This window comes from Nereida ignava (genome assembly GCF_001049735.1).
GTDB lineage: Bacteria > Pseudomonadota > Alphaproteobacteria > Rhodobacterales > Rhodobacteraceae > Nereida > Nereida ignava.
The window spans coordinates 1-24368 of the sequence record NZ_CVPC01000013.1; the positions used below are offsets into that span (position 1 = coordinate 1).

General features: G+C 49.9%; 30 protein-coding genes. 6 read left to right on the forward strand and 24 right to left on the reverse strand.

Annotated features, from left to right (window positions below; genetic code table 11):
* Window positions 1-156: 156 nt before the first annotated feature.
* Window positions 157-444 (reverse strand): transposase, encoded by a 288-nt coding sequence (locus tag NIG5292_RS10630; RefSeq protein WP_048599526.1) that lies wholly within the window; start codon window positions 442-444, stop codon window positions 157-159.
* A gap of 469 nt (window positions 445-913) precedes the next feature.
* On the reverse strand, window positions 914-2419 hold the full coding sequence (locus NIG5292_RS10635) for a flagellin N-terminal helical domain-containing protein (protein WP_048599527.1): 1506 nt from the start codon (window positions 2417-2419) through the stop codon (window positions 914-916).
* 354 nt (window positions 2420-2773) lie between these two features.
* On the opposite strand from NIG5292_RS10635, the gene rpoN reads away from it, so the two are divergent.
* Window positions 2774-4246, forward strand: coding sequence for an RNA polymerase factor sigma-54 (gene rpoN / locus NIG5292_RS10640; protein ID WP_048599528.1), 1473 nt, complete (start codon window positions 2774-2776; stop codon window positions 4244-4246).
* Here rpoN and NIG5292_RS10645 read toward each other — a convergent pair.
* From NIG5292_RS10645 to NIG5292_RS10745, 21 genes are all read right to left on the reverse strand, one after another.
* Window positions 4243-4596, reverse strand: a complete 354-nt coding sequence (locus NIG5292_RS10645) for a cyclic nucleotide-binding domain-containing protein (protein ID WP_048599529.1) — start codon at window positions 4594-4596, stop codon at window positions 4243-4245. The two genes, rpoN and NIG5292_RS10645, sit on opposite strands and share 4 nt — an antisense overlap.
* A complete protein-coding gene (locus NIG5292_RS10650) occupies window positions 4597-4950 on the reverse strand; it encodes a hypothetical protein (protein ID WP_048599530.1) in 354 nt (117 codons plus the stop codon).
* An 89-nt stretch (window positions 4951-5039) separates the two neighbouring features.
* Window positions 5040-5855 (reverse strand): hypothetical protein, encoded by an 816-nt coding sequence (locus tag NIG5292_RS10655; protein WP_048599531.1) that lies wholly within the window; start codon window positions 5853-5855, stop codon window positions 5040-5042.
* A gap of 29 nt (window positions 5856-5884) precedes the next feature.
* A complete protein-coding gene (locus NIG5292_RS10660; RefSeq protein WP_048599532.1) occupies window positions 5885-6676 on the reverse strand; it encodes a hypothetical protein in 792 nt (263 codons plus the stop codon).
* 214 nt (window positions 6677-6890) lie between these two features.
* Complete coding sequence (locus NIG5292_RS10665) at window positions 6891-7109, reverse strand: hypothetical protein (protein ID WP_048599533.1); 219 nt, start codon at window positions 7107-7109, stop codon at window positions 6891-6893.
* 2 nt (window positions 7110-7111) lie between these two features.
* Window positions 7112-8272 (reverse strand): EscU/YscU/HrcU family type III secretion system export apparatus switch protein, encoded by a 1161-nt coding sequence (locus tag NIG5292_RS10670; RefSeq protein ID WP_048599534.1) that lies wholly within the window; start codon window positions 8270-8272, stop codon window positions 7112-7114.
* Entirely contained in the window at window positions 8265-9077 is an 813-nt protein-coding gene (gene fliR, locus NIG5292_RS10675; protein WP_048599535.1) for a flagellar biosynthetic protein FliR, read from the reverse strand. Before fliR ends, NIG5292_RS10670 begins: the two co-directional genes overlap by 8 nt.
* A gap of 4 nt (window positions 9078-9081) precedes the next feature.
* Complete coding sequence (fliQ, locus tag NIG5292_RS10680) at window positions 9082-9351, reverse strand: flagellar biosynthesis protein FliQ (protein ID WP_048599536.1); 270 nt, start codon at window positions 9349-9351, stop codon at window positions 9082-9084.
* 6 nt (window positions 9352-9357) lie between these two features.
* Window positions 9358-10116 carry a flagellar type III secretion system pore protein FliP gene (fliP, locus tag NIG5292_RS10685; RefSeq protein ID WP_082136690.1) on the reverse strand — a complete coding sequence of 253 codons (759 nt, stop codon included), beginning with the start codon at window positions 10114-10116 and terminating at the stop codon, window positions 9358-9360.
* Window positions 10109-10390, reverse strand: coding sequence for a flagellar biosynthetic protein FliO (locus NIG5292_RS10690; RefSeq protein ID WP_048599537.1), 282 nt, complete (start codon window positions 10388-10390; stop codon window positions 10109-10111). The genes fliP and NIG5292_RS10690 overlap by 8 nt, the downstream gene beginning before the upstream one ends.
* 144 nt (window positions 10391-10534) lie before the next feature.
* Window positions 10535-10852: a flagellar motor switch protein FliN gene (gene fliN, locus NIG5292_RS10695; RefSeq protein ID WP_048599538.1), complete on the reverse strand. Its 318-nt coding sequence runs from the start codon at window positions 10850-10852 to the stop codon at window positions 10535-10537.
* Between the two features lie 12 nt (window positions 10853-10864).
* The gene (gene fliM / locus NIG5292_RS10700) at window positions 10865-11854 is read right to left on the reverse strand and encodes a flagellar motor switch protein FliM (protein ID WP_048599539.1); all 990 of its coding nucleotides are present in this window, start codon (window positions 11852-11854) and stop codon (window positions 10865-10867) included.
* A gap of 11 nt (window positions 11855-11865) precedes the next feature.
* Window positions 11866-12459 carry a flagellar basal body-associated FliL family protein gene (locus NIG5292_RS10705; protein WP_048599540.1) on the reverse strand — a complete coding sequence of 198 codons (594 nt, stop codon included), beginning with the start codon at window positions 12457-12459 and terminating at the stop codon, window positions 11866-11868.
* Window positions 12460-12474: 15 nt separating this feature from the next.
* Window positions 12475-14199 (reverse strand): flagellar hook-length control protein FliK, encoded by a 1725-nt coding sequence (locus NIG5292_RS10710; RefSeq protein WP_048599541.1) that lies wholly within the window; start codon window positions 14197-14199, stop codon window positions 12475-12477.
* A gap of 61 nt (window positions 14200-14260) precedes the next feature.
* Complete coding sequence (locus NIG5292_RS10715; RefSeq protein WP_143081969.1) at window positions 14261-14647, reverse strand: hypothetical protein; 387 nt, start codon at window positions 14645-14647, stop codon at window positions 14261-14263.
* Window positions 14648-14682: 35 nt separating this feature from the next.
* Window positions 14683-16014 carry a FliI/YscN family ATPase gene (locus tag NIG5292_RS10720; RefSeq protein ID WP_267884465.1) on the reverse strand — a complete coding sequence of 444 codons (1332 nt, stop codon included), beginning with the start codon at window positions 16012-16014 and terminating at the stop codon, window positions 14683-14685.
* On the reverse strand, window positions 16004-17140 hold the full coding sequence (locus tag NIG5292_RS10725) for a FliH/SctL family protein (protein ID WP_048599544.1): 1137 nt from the start codon (window positions 17138-17140) through the stop codon (window positions 16004-16006). Before NIG5292_RS10725 ends, NIG5292_RS10720 begins: the two co-directional genes overlap by 11 nt.
* The gene (gene fliG, locus NIG5292_RS10730) at window positions 17137-18177 is read right to left on the reverse strand and encodes a flagellar motor switch protein FliG (RefSeq protein ID WP_048599545.1); all 1041 of its coding nucleotides are present in this window, start codon (window positions 18175-18177) and stop codon (window positions 17137-17139) included. The genes NIG5292_RS10725 and fliG overlap by 4 nt, the downstream gene beginning before the upstream one ends.
* A gap of 27 nt (window positions 18178-18204) precedes the next feature.
* Complete coding sequence (gene fliF, locus NIG5292_RS10735) at window positions 18205-19947, reverse strand: flagellar basal-body MS-ring/collar protein FliF (RefSeq protein WP_048599546.1); 1743 nt, start codon at window positions 19945-19947, stop codon at window positions 18205-18207.
* 46 nt (window positions 19948-19993) lie between these two features.
* Entirely contained in the window at window positions 19994-20317 is a 324-nt protein-coding gene (fliE, locus tag NIG5292_RS10740) for a flagellar hook-basal body complex protein FliE (protein WP_082136692.1), read from the reverse strand.
* A 4-nt stretch (window positions 20318-20321) separates the two neighbouring features.
* Window positions 20322-21485: a sigma 54-interacting transcriptional regulator gene (locus NIG5292_RS10745; protein WP_048599547.1), complete on the reverse strand. Its 1164-nt coding sequence runs from the start codon at window positions 21483-21485 to the stop codon at window positions 20322-20324.
* A gap of 282 nt (window positions 21486-21767) precedes the next feature.
* Here NIG5292_RS10745 and NIG5292_RS10750 point away from each other — a divergent pair, with 282 nt between their 5' ends.
* The 4 genes from NIG5292_RS10750 to NIG5292_RS10765 all read left to right on the forward strand — a co-directional run bounded on the left by NIG5292_RS10750 (window position 21768) and on the right by NIG5292_RS10765 (window position 23564).
* A complete protein-coding gene (locus NIG5292_RS10750) occupies window positions 21768-22325 on the forward strand; it encodes a flagellar basal body-associated FliL family protein (protein WP_048599548.1) in 558 nt (185 codons plus the stop codon).
* Window positions 22326-22392: 67 nt separating this feature from the next.
* A complete protein-coding gene (locus tag NIG5292_RS10755) occupies window positions 22393-22578 on the forward strand; it encodes a hypothetical protein (protein WP_048599549.1) in 186 nt (61 codons plus the stop codon).
* Between the two features lie 69 nt (window positions 22579-22647).
* Window positions 22648-23019, forward strand: coding sequence for a flagellar export chaperone FliS (locus tag NIG5292_RS10760; RefSeq protein WP_048599550.1), 372 nt, complete (start codon window positions 22648-22650; stop codon window positions 23017-23019).
* A 119-nt stretch (window positions 23020-23138) separates the two neighbouring features.
* Window positions 23139-23564 carry a hypothetical protein gene (locus tag NIG5292_RS10765; protein WP_143081970.1) on the forward strand — a complete coding sequence of 142 codons (426 nt, stop codon included), beginning with the start codon at window positions 23139-23141 and terminating at the stop codon, window positions 23562-23564.
* Between the two features lie 17 nt (window positions 23565-23581).
* Here the strand turns inward: NIG5292_RS10765 and NIG5292_RS10770 are convergent, their stop codons facing one another.
* A complete protein-coding gene (locus tag NIG5292_RS10770) occupies window positions 23582-23947 on the reverse strand; it encodes a hypothetical protein (protein ID WP_158441661.1) in 366 nt (121 codons plus the stop codon).
* A gap of 175 nt (window positions 23948-24122) precedes the next feature.
* On the opposite strand from NIG5292_RS10770, the gene NIG5292_RS10775 reads away from it, so the two are divergent.
* Entirely contained in the window at window positions 24123-24356 is a 234-nt protein-coding gene (locus NIG5292_RS10775) for a hypothetical protein (RefSeq protein ID WP_048599553.1), read from the forward strand.
* Window positions 24357-24368 lie beyond the last annotated feature (12 nt).

The following is a 24368-nucleotide window of genomic DNA, read 5'->3' on the forward strand; positions in this document are numbered from 1 at the left end:
GGCGGATCATGGCCAAGCGCAATGCGTCATCACCTTGAACCTTCGTTTTGTAATGCAAGCCAGAACGCGAGACGCCGAGAACCGCACATGTGCGCCGTTCTGACGTATCAAGTCTTTGGCGGGTATGGATTACGGCCTGACGCAACCCATCAACCGTCAGGCCTTCGGCTTTAAATAATCGAGGCTCTCTTTCAAGATCAGCTTGTCCAGTTGGAGGTCCGCAACGATTTTCTTCAGCCGCTCGTTTTCCTTCTTCAGTGCTTTCATTTCTGAGAGCTGCGGTCGCCCTAGACCACCGAACTTCTTGCGCCAATAGTAATAGGTCTTGTCCGAAATACCCGCCTTGCGACACGCGCCCACAACATCCAACCCATCATGCAAATGAACATCAATCTCGCGCAATAACTTCAGTGCATCCTCATCTGAATACCGTTTCCGTGCCATTCTCTGTCACTCCCTTAGTCAACAAATAGTGGCACAGTTTTAGGGGGCCAAGACAATTACACGGCACCACCCCGCGGAGAACCATGGCCCGAATGTGTCGCAGCGGGAACCGCTGCACTACAATCACGCACCCGCTCAATCGCTCATAACGCTTTGCGCAACGGAGCGCCGCGTGTAATCACCAACCGCAACCAGTTTTGGCAGAATCACGGCGCAGCGCTTGCAGCACGCTTTTTACTACCCCGCCGCCCCTCTCAAAAATTGTAACAAAAACTCAACAAATTTGCGTCAAAGATGTGTGAACAGCGCATCTGGCATCTCACTAAGGCGCTCTAGTATCTCCCCATCTGCGCAAAGCATCGCCACATTCATGTTAAGTATCTATGCATCTGCACAACGCACACGCGTCAATCGTTCACGCAAAAAGGCCCCCGCAAGCGTGGGCCTTTTCTGATTATTGCGTTCACTCTTAACCTTGCAGCAAGCTTAGTACGCCTTGCTTTGACGAGTTTGCTTGCGCAAGCATCGCTGTGGCCGCTTGGCTCATGATCTGAGCTTTGGTCAGATCACCAGTTGCTTTAGCAAAGTCAGCATCTTCGATACGCGACTGTGAAGCTTCAGTGTTCACCACAATGTTTCCAAGGTTGGACATTGTGTAGTCGAGACGATTGGAAATTGCACCTAGCTCACTGCGCACTTCGTTTACTCGCCCCAGTGCGCCATCAATTACAGAAATTGCTGATTGTGCACCGGCGGTTGTAGCAATGCTTAACGAGGAAACAGCTGAAAGGGTTGCTGTGCCACCAGCATTACCGCTACCAAAATATCCAGTCACCGCTGTATTATCAGCTGCAGCTGCTTCTTGATCACTGATGGTGAATGCCTGAGACGATTCCATTCTTACAACGCCGCTTACAACGGCGTCGTTAGCACCAGTGGCTGCAGAAATGACATCCACTCCAGTCTCCCAAGAGGTTCCATCAAAATTACCAGCTTCCACCGTCAAGTTTGTAGCAGTTCCAGTATCTGAGAAATTTTCAATCAAGATATCGTCGCCGTCAGCATCTGACAGTATTAACTTAGATTTATCGGTACCATCAAATGTTGCAGTAATTTGCGTTGTACCAGACAAAGCGTTAATTGCATCAAGCACTGACGTTAGGTCCGTGTTGCTCACCACAGTCGCAGAGACGGCTGCCGCAGTGCCTCCGCCGTTTAGGTTGAAAGTAACAGTTGAGGTAGGCACAGCGTCCAGACTAATGCGTGCCTTTGTTACTGCTTCCGCAGTGACGCCCGTACCAGACGAGTCAGCATTGACTGCGGCAGCTATAGTTTTCGCGGTTGAACCTGCTGCAAAGGCTGCTTCCGCAGCACCATCTTTACCCAAGATATCAAAGTCAGTGACGATTTTATCAGAAGTTGCATCGGTAACTCCTTGGGTTTGGGCGGTTGAATCGAAGCGATAAACACCCAGATAACCCGAGCTTTGGTTTGCAATTGACAGGGACACGGATTCAGATGCCATTGCACCAATCTGAAAGGTCTTTGATAGAAAGTCCCCATTGAGCAGATTATCACCAGCCCATGACGTAGTTGACGCAATGCGATCAAGTTCAGTCCGTAATTGAGTCACTTCGTCTTGAAGCGCCAGGCGATCTGCAACGCTATTGGTGGCGTTAGAAGATTGTACTGCCAGTTCCCGCATGCGCTGCAAAATATTTGTTTGCTCGCCCATTGCGCCTTCGGCGGTATCTATGAGCGATTGGGCGTCAGCTGCATTCTTGACTGCCATATTTAAGCCACGAATATTCGACTCCATGCGGGTCGCAATGCTGAGACCCGCAGCATCGTCAGCCGCTGAATTGATCCGCTTACCAGATGAAAGCTGCTCCATGGCAGATTCCATCTCCTTGTTCACTTTGCTCAAGTTATACTGAGCGTTGATGGACGCGGTATTTGTATTGATAACAGTCATTTCGCAAGACTCCTTAGTTTGTGACCAGAATTGAGTGAACGCAGAGGTGTTTTTCGCTACCTTGGCGGCCGGTTCTGATTGGCTCCTGAATAGGGAAACGACGAAATTCAGAATTGTTTAGAAAAAAGTTTGCGTACGACTCAGGGGGATCTGTGGGCGCGCGGATGAACGAAACTCCGTGACACTCAGAAAAATCCAAAACGTCCGCTTTTTGACAGGGCTCAAAATGCCCTACGCGGCCCTTGTTTGATTAATTATTGGTTAACAGCCGTCAATTTCCCAACAGGCAAGTGTCAAATTCGAAACTTTTGGTACTATTAAAATTTGGTTAACGCTGGCCGTGGAGGTTTCAAAATGAAGTTTACAGCGTCGCAGAATATCACTCAAAAGCAGTCGATCGTCATTACAGCGCAGCTGCAACAGGCAATCAAACTGCTACAGATGAACAACTTCGAGTTGGGGCAATTCCTTGAGGAGCAATCGACTGAAAACCCGTTCCTTGAAGTTGAAACGCCAAACCAACATGAAACTCCCTCTGCGGCGCCCGATACACCGGAGCAAACCGCAAGCCCCGCAGCCACTGATATTAAATCCGGCGAGGCGTCTTCAGACACCCCCATAACTAACGAGGGGATGGAAAACACGTTTGACACGAGCATGCTGGACCTTGGGGATCGCAAGTCATCGGGCACCGCACAGCAAGACTGGGACTTAATCGCTTCGACGGTCGAAGATACGCCCCCCTCACTTTATGCATATGTCTGCCAAGAGATTGACCAGCTTCTTGATGACCCGAAAGAACGCATGATCGGTTACGCAATGGCCGAAGCCTTAGAGCCATCTGGGTGGTTGGGGCAAAGCGTCGAGCAAATTACACAGATGCTGCGTGTCTCCGAAGATATTACCCACCAAGTGTTAGCAAAGTTGCAAACGATTGAGCCCGCCGGCCTTTTTGCAAGATCACTAAGGGAGTGCCTGACACTACAAGCGATTGCGAATGGCACGCACTGTGAGGAATTCGATAAACTGCTCGCTAATTTAGACCTCCTTGCGATGGGTGACCTTGTGGCGCTCAAGCGCGCTTGTGGAGTATCCCAAGATCGATTGCGCAAGCTGGTCTCGATGTTGCGAAGCTTTAATCCCAAGCCCGGGACCCTGTTTGACGGAGGCAGCACGCCAATTCGCGCACCTGACCTCATTGTAAGCGCCACACCGGATGGCTGGAAAGTCGATCTTAACCGGACAACGATGCCAAGCGTGCAAGTCAACCGTGACTACGCCCAGACTGCACTGAAATCGGTTCGCAACGATGAGGACAAAAAATTCATGTCAGAACGTGTTGCGGATGCAAACTGGCTGCGCCGCGCCATTGACCAACGTAACACGACCACATTGGCCATCGGTGCTGAAATTGTAAGGCGCCAACAAGACTTCTTGGACAAGGGAATTGAAGCGTTGCGGCCCCTCGTCCTACGTGACATCGCGGAAGCTATTGATGTGCACGAAAGCACCGTATCACGCGTAACATCAGGCCTTATGATAGCAACACCCCAAGGCACTTTCAGGTTGAAGGCCCTATTCAGTGTTGGACTTCAAGGAAACGGCGAAGACGGCACCGAAGCAGCTTCTGCTATCAAATACAAAATCAAAAAGCTTATCGATGCTGAACCTCCGACAGCGCCTTACAGCGATGACAAGATCGTAACTATCATGGCGAAGGACGGGATCAAACTTGCCCGCAGGACGGTCGCTAAATACCGCGATATGCAGAGTATTCCTTCGTCCGTACAACGCCGCCGCGCTGCTGCCGTGGCTGGATTGGCTTAAGCGGCAAACAAATCATCAAGTAGAACACGGTGTGCCTGCGGAATTTCATCTAGAGCCTTTTGTAGGTTTTCGAAGTTAAAGGCGATAAGTTCTACGCGGCCATGCGCGACACCAATGCCTCGCCAAGAACCACATGCTAGCGCGTCATAGATGCCAACGATTTGCTGTGGTCCAACGCATCGGCGTACCTGCGATCCATCATCAGAAAAGACGAGCACAGCCCCCGAAACAACCAAGAAAATCGATTTCACCGGCATATCTTTAATGAACAGCACTTCAGAGTGGATCAGCTCAAGCGCCTCTCCATTAGACAACAAGTTTCGCACAGGCGCTGCATACAAACTATCCAATCAACCGGCTCCCTGCAGAGCTAGATGTTCAGTGGCGACGCATCGCGCAACCGTCCACGTTAGTGCATTTTCACGGCAAAGAGCTTCGCGAATGTAATCACGCGGAATGTAGATCACCCGGCAGACGCTCTGTGATGAGATCGATGTGAAATAAAGTGAGCCCGCCAAAAACTCTTTGAAGTTCAGAGCATGACCATCGCCGTACTTCATTTTGTCCGAGCCAATTGCAGCGCCATATTCCAAGAACACAAGGCGGTCTGTGTCGGACCCAGCTTCCAAGATGGTCGCAAGCGGCCCAACCGTTTGGCGAGGCAACTCCACCATCGAAAAACTGTCAAAAAAGCTCGTGCGCATGGCTACCCCCTGGTTGCTTTAACGGCAGCAACCAAAAAGTGTTTAGCGAATAACGACTATTTCACTTAATTGATCTATTTGTGGCCAAGCTAGACGCTATCGGTATTCTTCGCCTGTCGTTCAGCCAACTCTTTACGCTCAAGGCGATTTAATTTGCGAACTGGCTTTTCTTTCTCGTAGGCAAACCGAATTTTCGGGTCCAATTCACGACACTTGGCCATCACCTCAATCTCGGTTTGGGCTGCCAGAACGAACCAATAAAACTTATTTTCAAACAGTAGATAAGATCGAAGTAAATTTAACTGCGCCCGCTTCACGTAGATACAAGTCATTATGTATGCGACAACGAAGATCAGCGGATGTGTAATGAACGTTGCAGCATAAATAATCGAGATGGCTAGCATTGGATAATAAAGCCGGTGGTTGAGCATCCAAAACAGAGGCATATAGGTTGCCAGTGGATCCTCAGACGTTGCATGCAGGCCCGCATTACGGTGTAGATCCTTAAACACCTCGTAGTTCTGGTAACCCTCAATGGGTCCGAACTTTAGGTCTTTATACCCCTCAAGCACTGGCAAGGCCTCTTCGGGCGTCACAAAATCAAATTTGGCTCTGAGCGGTCCACTAAAGCAGACGTTGAAAAAGACGCCGTCCCGCCAAAAGGTGATCAACCACGCAATATCTGGCTCCGTTGGGTCGTGATCTTTGAAGACCTCTTTGAGGGTCTCGTTGTCTCCTAAGAATAAATCACCATCGATGGCGACAAGAATATCGCCTTCGCGCATTCGGTGAGAGACGGCCAAACGCCCCATCCCGTTCTTTTGCATCTTCAAAAGCTGGGGCACACTGCTGGCAGTAGCAGCGCTTTGTGTATCAGCATCAGATTGAGATTGCTCAAATTCCATGTGGCGGCCTTTCCACAATTACGCTTGTCTTAGGGAAACGAAATTGGTGGATCAGTCCTGCGTACGGGCTTCGGCTTTGGCGCCGTCCGTGCAGGTGATCTAGCTTTTTGTGGCGGATTATTGGCTGCGGTAATCTTTGCCGAAATTTCTTTCTGCAACATCAAGACTGTCTCAAGCTTCATATCAAGCGCAGGGTCCATCTCAATTGAACCACCACCTGAAGCTACTGCCATACTTGCAGCAAGATCTGCTTGGGCGGCATCCAGTTTCGCGAACGCTTCTGCCATTTCCTGAGTGTGTTGGGTGAAGTCAGTATCGAAGCGCTCGAGCATTGCGCCGCTAAATTGCGATACCACAGCTGATGTTGTCTCGCCCAATTCCGTCAACTGTTCACTTGTTTTAGTACTCGCGTCACGCTGCTGTTCCTCGATACGTACAAGCGCCTCTTGGGCATCTGCAATTGTCTGGGACATTTCAGTTTGTGCCGCCATCGACTCGTCAAGTGATGCGGTCGCAAGTGCCAATTTATCCACGTTTTCAGCAAAAATGACCAACGCCTCAAGCGATGTGTTGTTGCTTGTCTCCATCGCCTCGATTGTGCGGTAGTACATCATTGATGCAACAATAATGGCGATCAGGCTGGCAACGGCAGAACTTGCGAAAATAATCGCTGCATTTCGATAAAGTTTTTTCACTTCATCCTCCACGGAAGAATAGTCTTGTTTGATACGCGCAAATTCATCTGTGACATTGGTAGCAGCGTCTGCCGCATCCAGCGCGATTTTGATGCCCTCTTCGACGGACTTACTGTCGGTACTCATTCCTGTCTCCTGACGTTGTTCTGTGTCGCACGGTTTGAGCGTGGAAATTTCTCAACAAACAGAGCACATTTCGTGCCAGTTGCCCCAAAAACCTCTAAACTCGGCGAATGAGTGGACTTAAACCCAAACCGCTTACATCCATGGGGCCGCGCAGGATCGAAGGTGACGAAGTAATGTTTACACCGGCCACAGGCGACGAAAGCTTGTTTTCGATTCACCGGAACCTCCGCTTCAATGCCGCAACGATATCCACAATTATAAAACGCAACCCGCCAAGCAGACACATCAAAGACGCCACGAACAGGCCAAAAACTTGCAGCACTGACACAACACCAATCAGAGAAAGCGCTTCCAGCATCAGCCATACTGACATGCCGAAGAAGCTTGCCGTTGAAATCGTTTCTCCAAGGCTACGAGTGCGCTTTCCAGACATTGCTATTTCTCCTTGCCCAAGGTGTTACCATGCTCGTCAAATTGCAATTCGCCCGGGATTTCGACCAAAGGCTCTTCGGGAGTTTCTCCCCTGTCCAGTCGGAAAATATAGGCCAAGACAGCCGCAACAGCCGTGTAGACACCATCTGTAATTTCTTGGCCAATTTCCCCTGAAAAGTAGAGGGCCCGTGCCAACAGCGGACTGCGGAAAACTGTCACATCATGCTCTTGAGCTTTACTGATGATCCGCTCCGCCATAGCCCCACCACCCATCGCAAGGATAATTGGCGCGCGTGTTTCTCCAGGCACATATTTTAATGCTACAGCAAAGTGGGTCGGGTTGGTAATAACAGCTGTTGCCCCCGCAACATCTTCTATCGCAGCAAATTGTTCAGACGCCCGCCGGCTAGCCTCCATTTGGAGACGACGAATGCGTGATTTAACTTCCGGTGATCCTTCTGTCTGCTTGTGCTCGTCCTTAATATCTTGCCGGCTCATGCGTAGTTTTTGCATGTGTGTGTGCCATGAATAGGCCAAATCAAGACCAGCAATGGCTGCCAATACAATCAATGACGCGGCAAGTGCTGCCATCACTGCCCAAAAAATCTCGTCAAGTGCACCCAATAGACTGGCTTCTGTAAGATGCAGCAATGTGGGCAAATATATCCAAATCACGCCAACGAAAGCCACCCCTAGCAAGCAGACCTTTGCGATCGCCTTTGATAGCTCAACCAATGCATGCATCGAAAACATACGCTTCAAGCCACTCAATGGGTTGATCCTATTGCCCTTGAACATCAGTAGCTTGGACGCAAAACCGATACCGCCCCCAATTGCGCCCTGAGTTGCCAGCACAGCAATCAGCATAGGTGCACCGATGATCGCAGATACCACAATAAAGACCCAAAGGCCGTGACCCAAACGGGTCAATATTTGTGTGTCCATTTTGTCGAGTGAGCCGAATTGAAAAAACACGCTCCAATGTCCCATCTGCGCAGGGATAAAACTCGACAACGCGTAGATCATCGCGATCCCCATCGCCATTGTTGCGAATACAAACATCTCTTTGGAGGAAAGGACTTCACCATCTTCAGCCGCTTTTTCTAAACGCCGCTGCGACGGGTCCTCGGTCTTTTCCTGACTGTCATCATCAACCTCAGCCATTGCCCATCCCTTCGGTCAATGTGTTCAAAATAGAAACGATATCTTCAAGCAAATCCGCAAAAGCCCAAGCGATTGGCGTTACAGAAAATACAAGCAACACGAACACGCTTAAAATCGTAATCGGAAAGCCAAACGAAAACAGGTTCAACTGCGGCGCGGACTTGGTGATAATCCCGATGGCGAGATTGATGATAAACAGAACCGCTACGATTGGCAGCATGATGCTTGCAGCGAAAGCAAACATTAGACCTGCGGCATCAATACCTGTTTGGATCATAATTTGATAAACCAGCGGCTCACCGATGGGCGCCAGCGTGTAGCTATTTATCATAATCGCAAGGACCAGCATATGGCCATTCAACGCAAAGAATATCACGAGCAGGAACAGGGTTAGCATTTGGCTTAAAACTGGCGATTGGCCGCCGCCGGACGGATCAACCTGAATTGCAAATGATAAACCCGACGTGGCAGCAATCTTCTCACCGGCCAACCCAACAGATGCAAAAATAATCGTCAGCGTCAGCCCTGCACACAACCCAATTGCCAGTTCTTGCAAAAGCAGCGGAATAACCAAAAAAGACGTCAGAACAGAAATTTCGGGAAGTTCTACCTGAGCCGCTACGAACAAGCCCAAAACAACAGAGAACACAATCCTCACCTGAAGAGGAACCATACGCGATCCGAAAAAGGGGGAAGAAATCAAAAAAGCGCCCATTCTAAGGGTCACGAAAAATATCTGAAGAAACACGTCTATCAGTGATTGTAATGGGATACCTGGCAACCCTGCTATGGAAACAGAAGACATTCGGCTAGCGTCCTGTAGCTGCGATTTCTTCAAAAATGAACGCAAAATAATCGCTTAGTTCTGTCATCATGAAGCTAGACAACAAGGCGATCGTCATAAGCACCAATATGAGTTTTGGTACAAAACTCAGTGTCATTTCATTAATCGACGTGGCTGCCTGCAAAATCCCGATCAGCAAACCAATAGCCAAAGCCACGCCCAAAATCGGCCCCGAAGCAAGGATGATCTGCCAAAAGGCGAGGCGCAGATATTCGATGTTGTTGTCAAAATCCATGGCTGATCATTGACTCATAAACGTTGCAGCCAAAGAGCCAACAGTCATTGCCCACCCATCGACCAATACGAACAGCAAGAGCTTGAAAGGTAATGAGACCAACATTGGTGACAACATCATCATGCCGAGCGACATTAAGATCGATGCAATGACCATATCAATCACCAAGAATGGCAAGAACAGCAAAAACCCAATTTGAAAGGCGGTCTTTAGTTCGGACGTAATGAAGGCGGGTAAGAGCGTTGAGAACGGCACATCGTCATTACTCACGTACGGTTCCGCGCCCGCCATATCCGAGAAAATCAAAAGAGTGTCACTGCGAGTGTTCAGCAGCATGAAGTCTTTCATAATCGATGCAGCCCGATCAACCGCGGCTTGTGCCGAGATCGCCTCTGACAAAAATGGCGATAACGCTGTGTCGTAAATTTCTGCCAACGTTGGCTGCATGATGAACAAAGACAAAAACAGGGCGATCGCGATCAACACCTGGTTGGGTGGCGTTTGTTGCGTTCCCAACGCCTGCCTGAGAATAGATAAAACGATGATAATTCTTGTGAATGATGACATGCCCAAGACCAGTGACGGCAGCAAGGTAAGAGCTGTCATAAGCGCCAAAATCTGCAGCGACAACGAATACGTCATCTCACCATCAGGGCTCGTGCTTGAATTAAGTGCAGGCAGTCCCGACAAATCTAGTCCTTGCGCCGCCGTAGATGAGGCTGCGCTTAGCAACAAAAGGATCGAAAAAGAGAGCGCCTTAAGCATGTTGCGCCTCCGCTTCTGACCGGCCCGAATGCACAGGTACGACGCTCAATTGACCATGCTTGGGACATGTAATCAAAAACTCTTCATTATCCACAGACACCAAAAGGAGCCGCTCTTTTTGGCCGATAGAAATCTGTTGAACCAAACGTAGACGATCGACGCTACGCATCTGATTTTGCGGCATACGACCATATTTCAGAAAAATCTGAACCGCAAAAAGAACGGCCAGAAAAGCCAAAACAACAACGATTTGATAGGGCTGAATATCTGTCATGTCGCGCCTCATTTGGTCTACACGACATAGAGGCAATATACATGCCAAGTGGTGATTAAGCTTCAAAAGCCCTATTTAGAATAGGGTAAATTTCGCCGCTTAAGTCTGACGCCAATAAATTGACACTTACTATTGCTAGAAGGATCAAATGCTTTCGACGCGTTTCTCAGGTTCAACAATTTCACCAAACCGAATGCCGAACCGTTCACCGACCATCACAACTTCGCCCTTCGCAATCATCGTTCCGTTCACCAAAATGTCGAGCGGATCTCCAGCAAGGCGCTCAAGTTCAAGCACAGACCCCTCACTCAAGCGGAGCAAGTCTCTGATTGTGATTTCAGAGCGCCCTACCTCAACGGTCATTTGAACTTCAATGTTCTCTAGAACACGCAGGTTTTCACTGCCCGCACGCTCAGGCTTGCTTGCATCACTATTCTCGGTGTTATCGATCTCGTCGGACATGACCTGCCCCTCCTATTCACTGTCTTTCGACTTAATTCTCTCATTTAGATGAAGCGCGGCTTGGGGCCCAACCTGCCCCAACTCGGCCTTGAAGATGTCTTTCCCTTCAACAAGAACCTTCACCCCATCAGCAATCTGGATTGGAAAAGTATCACCACTTTGCAGTCGTATGAGGTTTCTCAAAGACACCTTGGGCTTGGCCAGCTCCGCAGTTACCGTAAGTGGAATGTTTAAAATGGCACGCTCCAATTTTTGGCGCCAAGAAAGATCATCATCGATAAACTCTGACTGCACGCGTGAACGCAGAAGTGAGGCAATGGGTTTAAGGGTTTGGAGTGGATAAATAATGTCAAACGTGGCCGGCTCACTCCCAGGCAATTGAACCAGAAACGTACAAACAATCACCGTCTCGCTATTGTCCACAAATGACGCAAATTGCATATTCTCTTCATGCCCTTGGACAGTGAATGAAACTGCTGTCAAATCCCGCCATGCCATCTGCATCGAATTGATCAAACCTTCTGTCACAATCTCAATGACCCGCTGCTCTGTGGCTGTGAACTCACCTACAGGACGGCGTAAAGAGCGGACCGCCGTGCCTCCGTAGTATGAGTTCGTCAAAAGCGAGATAAATGCAGGTGCAACGACAAGCAGGCTGCTCCCGCGCAACTCCTCCATCCGACTTGTGGTTAGGCTCATGAAATTCTCGGAGTCAGCAGAATACTCATCAAAAGTTTTCACCTCGGGAGGGAAAGATGAAATTCTTGGTTGAACACGCAGCATGGGCAAAAATACGCTGCGCGCAAATCGGCAAAAGCGTTCATTGATCATGCGCAAAGCGTAGTAATCACCAAGCAGCGACAAGTCATCAGAACCGAAGCTGAAAGGCCGCACTTCGACCGACCCGTCACTGCCACCAACGACAGTCGCGTCACTATCGTCGCCCAACCCATCGATCAGTGCATTGACCTCGTCTGAGGTAAGTTTTTTTGAAGAAGCCATTCTTATACGCTCTACTGTAGCATAAACGACGTAAAATGGACGTTCTCGATACCACCAAAGCCTTCAAGCAACACCAATTTAGCGTTGATAGCTTCTGTCATCCGCGCCGCAAGTAGATCACGACCGGCTTTGCCTTGAATGTCTTCTTCACTAAACTCACTCGCAACACCCAAAATTTCTGAGCGCAAAGCAAGTTGGTGCGTTTCGACGTGCTCAATGACACTTTCATCGTATTGGGTTGAAACCCCGACGCCTACTTGCAGAAACTTTCTGGAGTTGCGCAAGTTGGTTGTGAAGTTGCCATCAAACTCGAAGTACGTAGTCACGAAAGCATCGGTTTCGGGAACTTCTTTGATGTTTGGTCGCGGCTCGCCTTCCCCCTCGGCGTCTTCTTCGGCCTCTTCATCCTCGGGCAACTGACCACTTTCTTTAAGCTTACGCTCAATGATTTGCTCAATCTCGTCACTGGGTGTCAAAGACGAGCCCCCAAAGAGGAAAAAACCTGCACCAAGGCCGATCCCGATGAGTAGGATACCAGCAAAAACAAAGCCTAGTATCTTAACGAGGCCGCTTTTTTTCTTTGGTTCTTCTGTTTCGTCGGACATCTTGTCGCTCCCAAATTAGGCTAAGACATTCACAGCACCGGACTGAGTAGCATTTGTGCGATGAGCAGTAACTTCAGGCGCTGCTCCCTGTCGCATTTTGCTCTTTCCAGGCATGTCATGTTGTTTGTGTTTAGATGATGACTGACCTTGACCATTGCCAAGGTGTGAGCTCGCCCCCATCGACGCGCTCAGTGATGACAGCTTAAAGCCAGCAGCATCGAGCATCTGTGAAAGCCTGTTTTCCGCCCCGATTAAAACGCGAGAAGCTGCTGTTGTTTCAGTCACAATGCGGACTTGGGTTTCTTCACCCCGCACCTCCAAAGTCACATTCATGTCCCCCAGGTTTTTGGGGCGCAGTGAAATCTCATAGCGCGCAGATCCTTCGGTATGCATCTTTTGTATTTGTGCAACCAACCGCTGGCCCCACTGCGCATCACGCAAGCTTAACGCAAGGGCAGCTTTTGGCAGGACATCTTTGGCCGCAAGCTGTTGCGTCTCAGGTTGCGTGGTTGAGGCTTGCAGTAAATCGCGGCCCTTCATCTCTAGAATACTTGGACCAGAAACGTTTACACCAGTAGGCTGTTTCTGGTCACTTTCTGCCTTGATCGATCCATCTTGCGCGAAATCTCCATCAAGCGTTAGCTTAATCTTGGTCACATCGGTTTTCACATCGCCCTCTGCAGTTTTGCTTTCTGGCATCGTTTGCAGTTCTGCATCAGGTGTATTCTCACTCATAGCAAACGGTATCTGTGTGCCTTTTGCGCCCATGCGCTGAACAACTAAGAGAGCGTCATCAGCATCCACAACGTCATTCATGACGGCTGTTTTTGTGGCATCCGCAGCTTGAGCCTCAGGAGCTTTTGCAAGATCACTAGGTGGTGAGATCGCTTTGTCTTTGGTGGCTTCTACAACCGGCTCAGCCGTGCCGAAGTTGGGTGCGACAGGCCTAGGTCTGTTGTCATCGCCCGCCCCCTCAAAAGTTTTTGACTGGGAAAACGCAAGCGGAATGGGGTGCTCTGCCTCATCAAGTAATTGCTCACCGTCTAAGGTTGCTGGAATACCGGCTAACGCGTTTCGTCCAAAACCTCCCTCTCCGCTATCGTCATCCGTCGCTGCCCTTGCGCGCGCAATAGCCGTCTCGGCGCGCTTCAATGGATTTTGCAATGCGGCACCGCTTGGCAATGAAACAGGCTCGTCAACGACGGCCGCTGTCGCAAGTCCCGCAATCGGATCAATTTCAACGTCGGAGCTGTGCGGTTCGGTTTGTGGTGCATCCACATGCTCGCTGGACGTGTCAAAGTCTTTATTTTCAGCCTCGCTCATTTGCGAAGCTTCTTGCGGCTCGACACTTTCAGTAACGTCTGAAAAATTTAGAGGCGTAGTCTCAATCTCTGGTGTCAGACCTGCGGAGGGGCCGTTATCGCCCTCAACAGATACTTCGCCTTCCGGCAATGTTGGAGGGTATTGAGAGACCACCAAGTTTTCCAGCTCTGCACCGCTCAACGCGTTGTCCTTGTTAACGTCACCTTCCGCGTGCGCTGACTCCAAGTCCGTCACGGCCATATCAACCGACACCTGCGGAGCCTCATGAGCACCTTCAACCTCGTCTAGCGCCAACATCTCGTCAAAGAGGTTCGCTCCCTCACTAACAGGAGACGTCAAGCCCACCTCACCTAAAGACAGCTTGGACCCACTACCTTTTGAAGGTGTGTGTTCGATATTAGCGCCTACGCCGTTCATGAAAGACCCTTCAGGTTAAACTGGCTCAGATCGCATCGGAGCAATTTCAATGCCAAGTCCATCACATTTTTTGCACAGGTCGGCGCAGGTTGCGCAGTCGCTCTGCTTTTTCATCAATTTCGTTTGCAAAGGCCCGGCGCTCGGACACTGCACGTTCTGCTAGTATCTTCTCTTTTTGTTTGGCCTGAGACAGCTTTGCCTGAGCAGTTTCAATTTCAACTGCCAGGAAATCCAAACGATTTACCGCAAATTCCCGTTGCTGCGCCATCTCACGTCCGTAAAATGCTTTCGAGCGAAGCGCAGATACACTCAGCGGTCCGGACTTTTTTGTACTTTCCGCAAGAAGTTCCGAAAGTTGACTATCCAGATCAGCCAAACGCGTTCTATCTTCGACCAGCCCCATAAGAACGTCGGACTTTTGACGCATTGCGAGTTTTTCACGCTTCATCATCAATTCGTAAAGGCGGGCTTTGTGAGACATCATCAAACATCCATCAATGCGACTAGATCGTTTGTCGCCGCATCGAATGTGGCTGGCTCGTTTGCAGCTTGTTTAATGAAGGCAGTGATTTGAGGCCAAAGTGCTATCGCAAGATCAAGCTCGGGGTCTTGTCCTGCCGCGTAGCCTCCCATCAACATCAGATCACGATTTTCCATGTAAACTGAGATCAGCCGCTTAAACTTCACCGCGGCTTTTTGATGCTTATCTGACGTGATTTCATTCATCACACGGCTGACAGACGCGGTTAAATCCACCGCGGGATAAATACCGAGTTGGGTTTGTTTGCGCGACAGAACGATATGGCCATCCAAAATCGCCCGCGCTGTATCAACCACTGGATCGTTGGTGGTATCATCACCATCGGCGAGAACAGTATAAATCGATGTGATTGCCCCTTCACCAACAGCACCGGCGCCAGAGCGCTCAATCAGGTTTGGGATCATCGACACAACGGACGGCGGATAACCTTTTGCGGTGGGTTGCTCACCCAATGCAAGGCCCACTTCACGTTTCGCGTGCGCGACACGTGTGAGCGAGTCCATGATAAGCAGTACGTCCTTACCCTGAGCACGGAAATATTCGGCAATCGCCGTAGCGCGGTTTGCACCACGAATGCGCAAAAGCGCCGCTCGGTCAGCAGGAACAGCAACGACACAAATCTTGCTGCGCGCTTCCGTCGTCATCGACTTTTCAACGAACTCGGCCACCTCACGGCCACGCTCTCCGATCAGTCCGACAACAATCACATCGGCTGCAGCAAAACGCGTCATCATCGACAACAGAACGGATTTACCCACGCCGGACCCCGCAACGATACCAACACGCTGCCCGCGACCGATACTGAGCAACGCATTCACGGATCGCACGCCGACATCTAATGGCTGCGAAATTGGTTTGCGATTGAGCGGGTTCGTCAACTTTCCATGAAGCGGCCAAGTTTCCTTAAGCCGAAGCGGATTACCATTATCGAGCGGATTACCCTGCGCATCAATAACACGACCAAGAAGCGCGTCCCCGACCTCCACATCACGGCCATTCCCAAGAACAGTAACCAATGCACCAACTTCAATTTCAGCCGACTGGTCGTAAACAAACGCAAGGTTTCTTCCGTCACGAAAGCCGATAATTTCTGCTTCGACCGGTGCTTGATCGATGATATGGACATGACAAATAGAGCCAACCGTGACAGGAAAGCCGTCGCACTCGATTACTTGACCGTCAAATCTTGTGACCAATCCCGAGGCTTTTATGGCTGGCGCAGTCCCCATATCCTGAACACGTTCTCGGACCTTTGTTATTGCGTTAAGTGTCACGGGGATTGGCCTCTGTCGCATCGGGTAGTTGTGGCCCAATCAGATCAGCGTCCGCTTCTGATGTCGGTGTCGGTGGATGCTGCTCCGCCAGATCGGCCTCGGCAGTACCCGCTGCTCCGTGTAGAGCATCCTCTGCAAGGGTAAGCGGCACATACTCGATAACAGCTTGGACGGACTCTATACGGGGAAGCACATCTGTCAGCCTCACCCCTTCAAGTGATAAGTCGACATCACCACGTTGGAGTGTTTCATCGCCTACCAAACGTAGGTTTAGCAGCGCACTCGATTGCTCCAGCACCGGCCTCAGAACCATAACATCGCTCGGGTGCAGCCGGATGATCGGTGCGTCTGTCGCCGTTTTGACGCGCTCAACAAGCTTTTGAACACGGGCTGCAAATGCCGTTGGCGTGGTTTCGATTTGAGCACCGGCACGCGAAGACGCCAAGCTATTTACGCTCTGCTCAATTGTTGTTGCGAGTTCTTCCACTGCCCCATCTGCTTGTTCAGCAAACGCCTCGACCGTCTGCTCCAATAATCCCAGTGCATGGGACATCATTGCTTCAACCTGATCGCGCACTTCTTGCTTGCCAGCTTCAAGTCCTTGTTCATACGCCTGCGCTTTCGCGGCCTCATAGTCTTCTGTAGATACCGGTTGCGGCAGCGGCTCTGTCGTGGGTTCGGCGGGCCCAATCTCGGGTATTTCGCTCTCTTGCCCCTCCGATGAGGTAGTCGCATCTGAAACGTCCGAACTTGGTTGTGCATCCAACGGTGCGGTGATCTCAGGTTCAACGAGGGCATCACGCCCAGCAAGATCACTCACATCTTGCGGTTGCGGATCAGCGTCGTGTGTTTCTGGCGCAGCTTCGGGAATTACATTGTCAGCTTTTGGCTGACTGGGTTCAGGAACCACAACCGGTTCTCGCTCAGCAGCTTCTTTGGCTAAATCCAGAAGACTTTTGGGTTTAAACGCTCCCTCTGGCTTGACCAGAGTGTTGTCACTTTTTTGATAACCCTCCGCATCAATCGCTCGAATGAAACGCGAAATCTCTGATTGTTTAAGGGGCACACCCTGAACAATTTCATCCGCATGGATGGCCCCTTGGTGGGGGATAAATTCTCCGGTCATACCATCTCATCCCCACCGCGACCGGCTAGAACGATTGTTCCCTCATCCGACATTTTGCGTGCAACCGCGATGATCTGTTTTTGCGCTTCCTGCACATCAGTTAGACGCATTGGGCCAAGGGCCTCCATCTCATCCTTGATGTTTGAAGCCGCACGTGTCGACATACATCCGAACAGCTTTTCACGAAGAACTTCGTCTGCACCCTTAAGTGCAATAACAAGAATTTCAGTATCAATAGACCGCAGCAGTGTCTGCAACGAACGGTCATCGGACATGACCAAGTTGTCAAAGACAAACATGCTGTCTTGAATTGACTGCATAAGGTCTTTGTTCTCTTTTTTGATGTCCTTCATGATCCGCTGCTCCATCGCGGTTTTAGTGAAGTTCATAATTTTGGCTGCGGCCTTCACACCACCAATTTGTGAGGCCCGAAGGGTCGTGTTGGCTTGGAATTTTTGCTGCATCACACGCTCAAGCTCGCGGACAGCATCAGGCTGAACAGTCTCCAGGGTCGCAATCCTGCGCACCACTTCCGGCTGAAGGTCATGCGGCAGCAGACCCAGTACATCGGCGGCCAATCCATAATCGAGATAGGAGACGATCAAAGCAACAATTTGGGGGTGCTCGTCGATGATGAGTTCGGCAATGGATCGCGCATCCATCCAATCCAAAATCTCAATAGGTCGCTCTGAGGAGGCTGGTGTGATGCGGCTTAGTACGGATTGCGCTTTGTCTCCGCCAAGTGCTTTGGTCAGTACGTTTCTGATGTAGTTTCCTGCACCAAGCCCCAAGCTTGTTTGCTGCTTAATCACATTCAAAAACTCATCCAATACAGCATTGACGGTATCTTGATCGACACCTTGCACAGAGTACATTGCGCCACCCAAATGCTGCACTTCACGAGGCGAGAGGTTTTTGAGGATTTCAGCCGCCTCATCTTCGCCCAAAAGCATCATCAAGATCGCTGATTTTTGGGTGCCCGTAAGCGCGTCAACAAGGCTCTCTTCGTCTGGATTAGGTGCAGTTGCATCTGACATATCAGTATCCCTCACATGACCCCGGCCTTAGCCGATTAGGTCCATATCTTTCTGCATCATTTGCTTGAACACGTTAGACACACGGCCCGCCTCATCCGAGACGATCATGCGAATGAGTGCTACTTTGTCGTCATAGGTATTAGCCGTGTCCAGCATCTCAACCGAGATATTGGCTTTCTTCGGCTTCAGCTTTGCCTTGATGTCTTCCAAGGTTTCGCCCGCACCAACTTCGACAGATTCCATTGCTTCAGCCTCGTCATCTGACAGCCCACCTTGGGCGACTACACTCCCACCTGCTGGCACAAGCAAGCGGTTGAGTAGAGGGCGAATGACGCCCAGCGAAACGACAGCCAACATCAAAATCATGCCGACTTGTTTGGCAAGGTTTTCAATCCAAGCAGCCTCATACCAGTCAACTTCAACACCCTCGAGTTCATTGACGAACGGCTGCGACTTGACTGTGAGCGTATCACCACGACCCGTTTGAAGGCCGATGGCACTGGTCACAAGGTTTTGGATATCTTCAAGAACCTGCGGGTCGACGGGTCGCATGACCATTTCGCCCGTCTCAGAATCAAGAACTTTTTGATCGCGCACCAACAAGGCAGCGTTGATCTGAACGATGCGGTTCGTGGGTTGCTGAGTTGTCTGAACTTTTCGGCTCACCTCATAGTTGCGAACTTCGCTTGATGACTGAGTGCTAATGTCATCTTGATTCACCTCAGCTAGATCTGGGCGTTCGACCAAAACCTCTGCTTCAGTTGGAGCTGTGTTGGACAAAGCACCTGGTACACCCATAGCTTGTTTTTTCGAAGTGATATCTTTCGTGCTTTGTTCGCTGCGCAATGCGTTCCCATTGGGATCAACGCTTTCTTCAGTCACTTCACGACGTGTAAAGTCAAAATCAATATTCACACGTGCAGTCGCGTTTCCAGGTCCGACAATCGGAGTGACAAGTGTCTCAATCCGTGAGCGGTAAATATTTTCCAGACGCATTCTGTACTGTAACTGGTTATCAGTCAGGATGGACGACGGATCATCAGGCGCCTTTGACAACAAGCGTCCGCTTTGATCCACAACAGTAACGTTGTCTTTTGCCATGCTTGGCACGGAGGCAGCCACTAGGTTTACAATTGCAGTAACCTGATTTTCATCCATTGCGCGGCCATTATCGAGCTGCAAAAAGACGGATGCCGTGGGCGGCAATTGTTCACGTACAAAAACCGACCGCTCTGGCAATGCCAAGTGCACGCGGGCAGATCGAACAGCTGAAATTTCAGTAATGGAGCGCGCAAGCTCTACTTCCTGCGCCTGCTTGATACGCATCGTTTCGATAGAACGCGATGTGCCCATCGGGATATCGGTCAGCGTGTCGTAGCCATCTGGTACAGATTGCGGCAAGCCTTGCGCCGCGAGTTGAATCCTCGCGCTATGATAATCGTCGGCAGGCACCATGACGTCACCTGTAGTAGGATCAAGCGTCACATCCACACCCGCATTCGTGAGGGCGTCGTAAATCCGTGCCTTCTCTGTTTCAGGAAGGGAGGCGTACAAGGTTGTTCTCGCTGGTTTTTGCATGAGTGCCACGGCAATCAAACACGCTGCGATCACCACCACAGAGACGATCATCGGCAGCGCCCGTTGAAAACTTGGCTGCTGTGTCACGTTGCGAACGGTCTGCAAAACATTGCCTGGCGAGGTCACCAAACTTGTACCTCCACCACCAGATGCGGTTGCTGTGCCGTCAATTGTCTGTGTGTTAGTTGCCATAGCAATAGTAATCCTTATCCAGCGTGCTCATCAGTCAGACCGAAAATCAAACCGGCATATTCATTATATCTTTGTAAGCGCTGAGCGCCTTATTTCTCAGGTTCAACGTTAACTGGAATCCAAGCGAGGATACTTGTTGGCTGACCATCACTTTTGACAGATCATTTTCGCGACCCAATTCGAAATCTCGCGCCATTTTTGACGCCTCTCCCTGCGCTGAGGCCACGTCATTGAGGCCATCAGCCAGACGTTCGGAAAATGTCGGACCAGAAACAGGCTTGCCCACACCTTCCATGCCATCTTGCATCTTCTTGAGACTTTGAAGATGCGTTTGATCAACCTGATACTTTAGTCCTCCAACTTGCGTCATCGGCCTATCCTCCCATCGCATTCAAACGGCTCAACGCGGGGTGCGGTGTCTGGGGCGCTGGCATCGAATGTGTCATTGGAAGTGTATCAATGATGATATCTTCGGAGCGGATTACACCGCCGTGCTGAAGAACAAGTGCGCGTTGAACGACGTTCTCCAACTCACGCACATTGCCGGGCCAGTCGTGTTCGACCAAAAGCTGACGCGCATCCTCAGCAATCCAGGGCATGTCATCAAGGCTATTTGCATGCTTACGCAACAGCGCAACAGCAATTGGCAGAATATCCAGTGGGCGGGCGCTAAGCGATTGGGTCGCGATGGGGAACACGTTCAAACGGTAAAATAAGTCTTCACGGAAACGGTTAGCGGCAACCTCGGCCGGCATATCACGGTTGGTTGTTGCCAGAACCCGAACATCGACGTCAATTTCGCCTTGTGCACCAAGCGGCGTTACTTTTCGTTCTTGCAAAACCCGCAGCAACTTAGATTGCAGACCAAGAGGCATTTCGGAAATCTCATCCAACAATAACGTGCCGCCGTTAGCTGCTCTGAAAATGCCTTTGTTGGCGACGGATGCGCCTGTAAATGCGCCCTTCTCGTGCCCAAACAAAACAGCCTCAAGCATATTTTCGGGTATTGCAGCACAATTAATGGCAACAAAGGGAGCATCGGCACGCGCAGATCGGTCGTGGATGAAACGTGCGAGAACCTCTTTGCCAGTGCCAGTAGGACCATTAATGAAAACAGTGACGTCCGATTTAGCGACGCGGCTCGAAAGCGATAAAAGATCTGTAGTGGCAGCATCTGCCGCAATCATATTCGCAATGTCAGCACAAATGATATCAGCCGCTACAATCATCGCAAACTCATCAGCGTCAGGCAGACCAACCCGCAACACCTTTCCACCCAGATCACTTTCAACAGCAAAGCCCTCTGCCCCGAAATCAAGAACAACAACAAGGCGTGGTTTGAGGCCGCGTGCGACATTCAACAGAGCCTGCATGTTTCCCAACTCGGCCTCATGTTCAGAGGAGTAAACAAGGATTGCCCCCGCGTCAGGCTTCTCAACAGCGCCGAGCAACGATACCTCCAGCTTCCGACACGCAACGATCGCACTCAGCCGTTGGGCATGCTCAAAGTTGGTTTCTTCTATCAAAATGGGTGTCATTGCAGATCTCCAAGTTACGGGATCCTAAAGGCAATAAGCGGGCCAGATGCGCACCACGTGGGCGCAAAAACTTTTGCAAAAACCAGAGATAATCAATTAACCAATTGTAAATATTAACTAATTTATTTTTACTTTGCTAACGTTTGGTTAACCTATTTTACAGAGTCAAAATTCAGTCATGCTTTGATCGGCCGCGATCAAAAGGCACTCAAAAAATTGACTCTCCGAAACTTAACGTTCCTGCCGACACGTCGTTATGACTGAAGTAGGAGCAGTATCTAAATGAAAAACCACCTCATCTCATTTGCCTTGTACGGCCTTCCGGCAGTTTTGATATTGCTGGCATTCATGATCGGGCACACAACAATTGAACCCGAGCAAGACCGCCTCAAAGATCCAGCTCAAGTTGCGAAAGAAGCTGCAGCAGCTGAAATTGAAGAAGAACAGTCAGACAACGATCGGAGCGACGAAGCTACAGCCGAAGATGATCCGGCTTTGGTCCTTGGAGAACCTGACTTTCAATACTACCCATACCCTTCCACAATCATCGGAAACGTCCCGAATAGTACAAAGCTGTTCTCATTCGAAATCGCCGTTTCAATATACGACACCCCCCTCGCCGCTAATGTGATGATCACAACGCTTGAGGAACGTGAGCCCCAGTTGCGCCCGCTCATACTGGAAAACGCGGTCGATCTTGATGAAAGCGTCCTGCTGTCAAAAAGTGGCAGGGCCGATCTTGAAGAAGACATCAAGCAAACCATCAATACTTACCTTGCAAGGTGGGGGTATGATCCGTTTATTCATGCTGTCGAAATTACGTCTTTTATAATCACCTAAGACAGCTTTCCAAAAATAGTTGGCACCGAAATTGCAGTTTCTTGGTATCGCTACCCGGAGGCTAATCATGAATATCGCAACAAAGCGCAGTAAATACACAAGTGCAACTGGCACTGCTGACGCAAAGTTTGACCTGCAATTAGAGGTTCATCACTTCAACGGAAATGGGGACGAAGACCTTGTATGCCGAATTCCCTTCACTGACTACATTGATGCCAAACATCTCTCCAAAGGTTCTGACAGCAGCAAGTAATTATAAAAATTTGCTAAATTAAATTCGCGCTATGCCGTTCATCTAATTAGGAAATAAAGGAAAACACAGATGAATTATGCATTTGCACGGCAGCAGTATAAGCAATCGACGCGTGCGGGATTGACCGGCATCTCTGACCCTCACGAAATGATCGCACTGACTTTGAACGAGCTATCTCGGTGCTTGAAAAAGCTCCAAGGCATCAATCAAAAAGATGCACAACGCAACGTTACGTTCTCAAAAGCATTCACAGCGATCTACATCCTTCAAACGAGCCTCGACTTTGAAAAGGGCGGCGAAATCTCTGAGAATCTCTTCAAAATATATGAATATTGCCGATCACAGGTCCAACGTGCGCTGAAACTTGACCCTCAAGCCGAACTCGACGCCTGTGTGAAGGTAATTGATGACATGATTGACGCTTGGTCACATATCAAATAATGACAATCTACCAGTGACATCATGGCCTGGGTCAAGACACATCTACGGAGGTTTGGTTGTCACTTTACTGTCCATCATGGGTTTTTTCCGCTGTTTGCTCACTAACCGCACAACGTTTCTTGGCCGAAAGCTTAGGCCTTGAAGCCTTTGCCGCAAAATATGCTTCGGAGCTGTCGGCCAGATACAGTGACATCACCGCAGAAATGGTTCTTGACACTTCTGAGGGGTACTTGCGTCACCTTATGGAAGCTGAGGTAGAAGATGGCTTCGAGATATTACAAGCCTATTCGTTTAATCAGCTAACGGTGGATAAAGGCGGCGTACCGCGCAAAATAAAAGGGTTTTTCTCTTCTACGCTAGATGGACAGAAGACGCCTGAGATTATTCCTGAAGTGGCGATAAAACAGTTTAAGCCGTTCATCTTCATGTACCGCGCAAAACCTGACTTGGCTGTGCCTGCGGGATGGACTTGGAATATGATCGAGGATGGCGATTGGCTCAAAACACTACCCGAAGTTGACGTCAGCTTTTTGGACGGCATCTGAAGCGCTGCATCGAGGTCTTAGGAAATCAGGTTAACAACTGATCCAAAACGTGGCGCATCCAAAAACATGTTCGAAATACGCGCTATTTTGGTTGCAGCGCCTGAATGCGCGTAAGGCTGTGACATCAACGCCTTCGCCATCAACGCATTTTCGGTCGTTTGGCCCGAGGGTGCCTGTGAAGGATGATAGATCTGAACCTTGGGATGATCTGGCGTGTAATGGTGAGCCGCATTCATGACATCTGGCGCGGTTACGCCAAAGCCTGTCTGTCGCATCGTCGGAGTAGGAACTCCTGCTGTACGAGACACAGCACTGTTTTGTCCCAACAGTGAGGGCGCGCTTTCGCCGGGCGCTCCGATGTTTAGCGGCGTTAACGGCAACAATTTACAGCCTCCTAACCTCTCAAACTGACACTAGTTGGGAGATAGGAAAGAAAGCAAGCTATTTTAATATTGCTAAGTCACGCCTAAGATAAATCCACTCATAAAGCCCGTTTGACTAAGCGACCAATTTAGCTAACGTCACAAGCATTAGACCAAAGGGAAAAGGGTAGATAAAGTGAAAAAGCCCCAGAAAAAGAATTACGTTTGTCGCCAGTGCCTCGTGATCAGATATTTCCTATTTGCAGCCGCACTGATGATCTTGGCAATACCAATCGCAGGAGAGAAACTGATACCTCTCCAAAGTCTGACCGCTTGGCATTTTGTCGCAATCATCTGGGGCATCGGTGTTTTGGGTTTCACTTTCAAACTGATCGTAGACCGGCCAGCACCAAACGAGGATGATTTATGAGCACCACGTTAA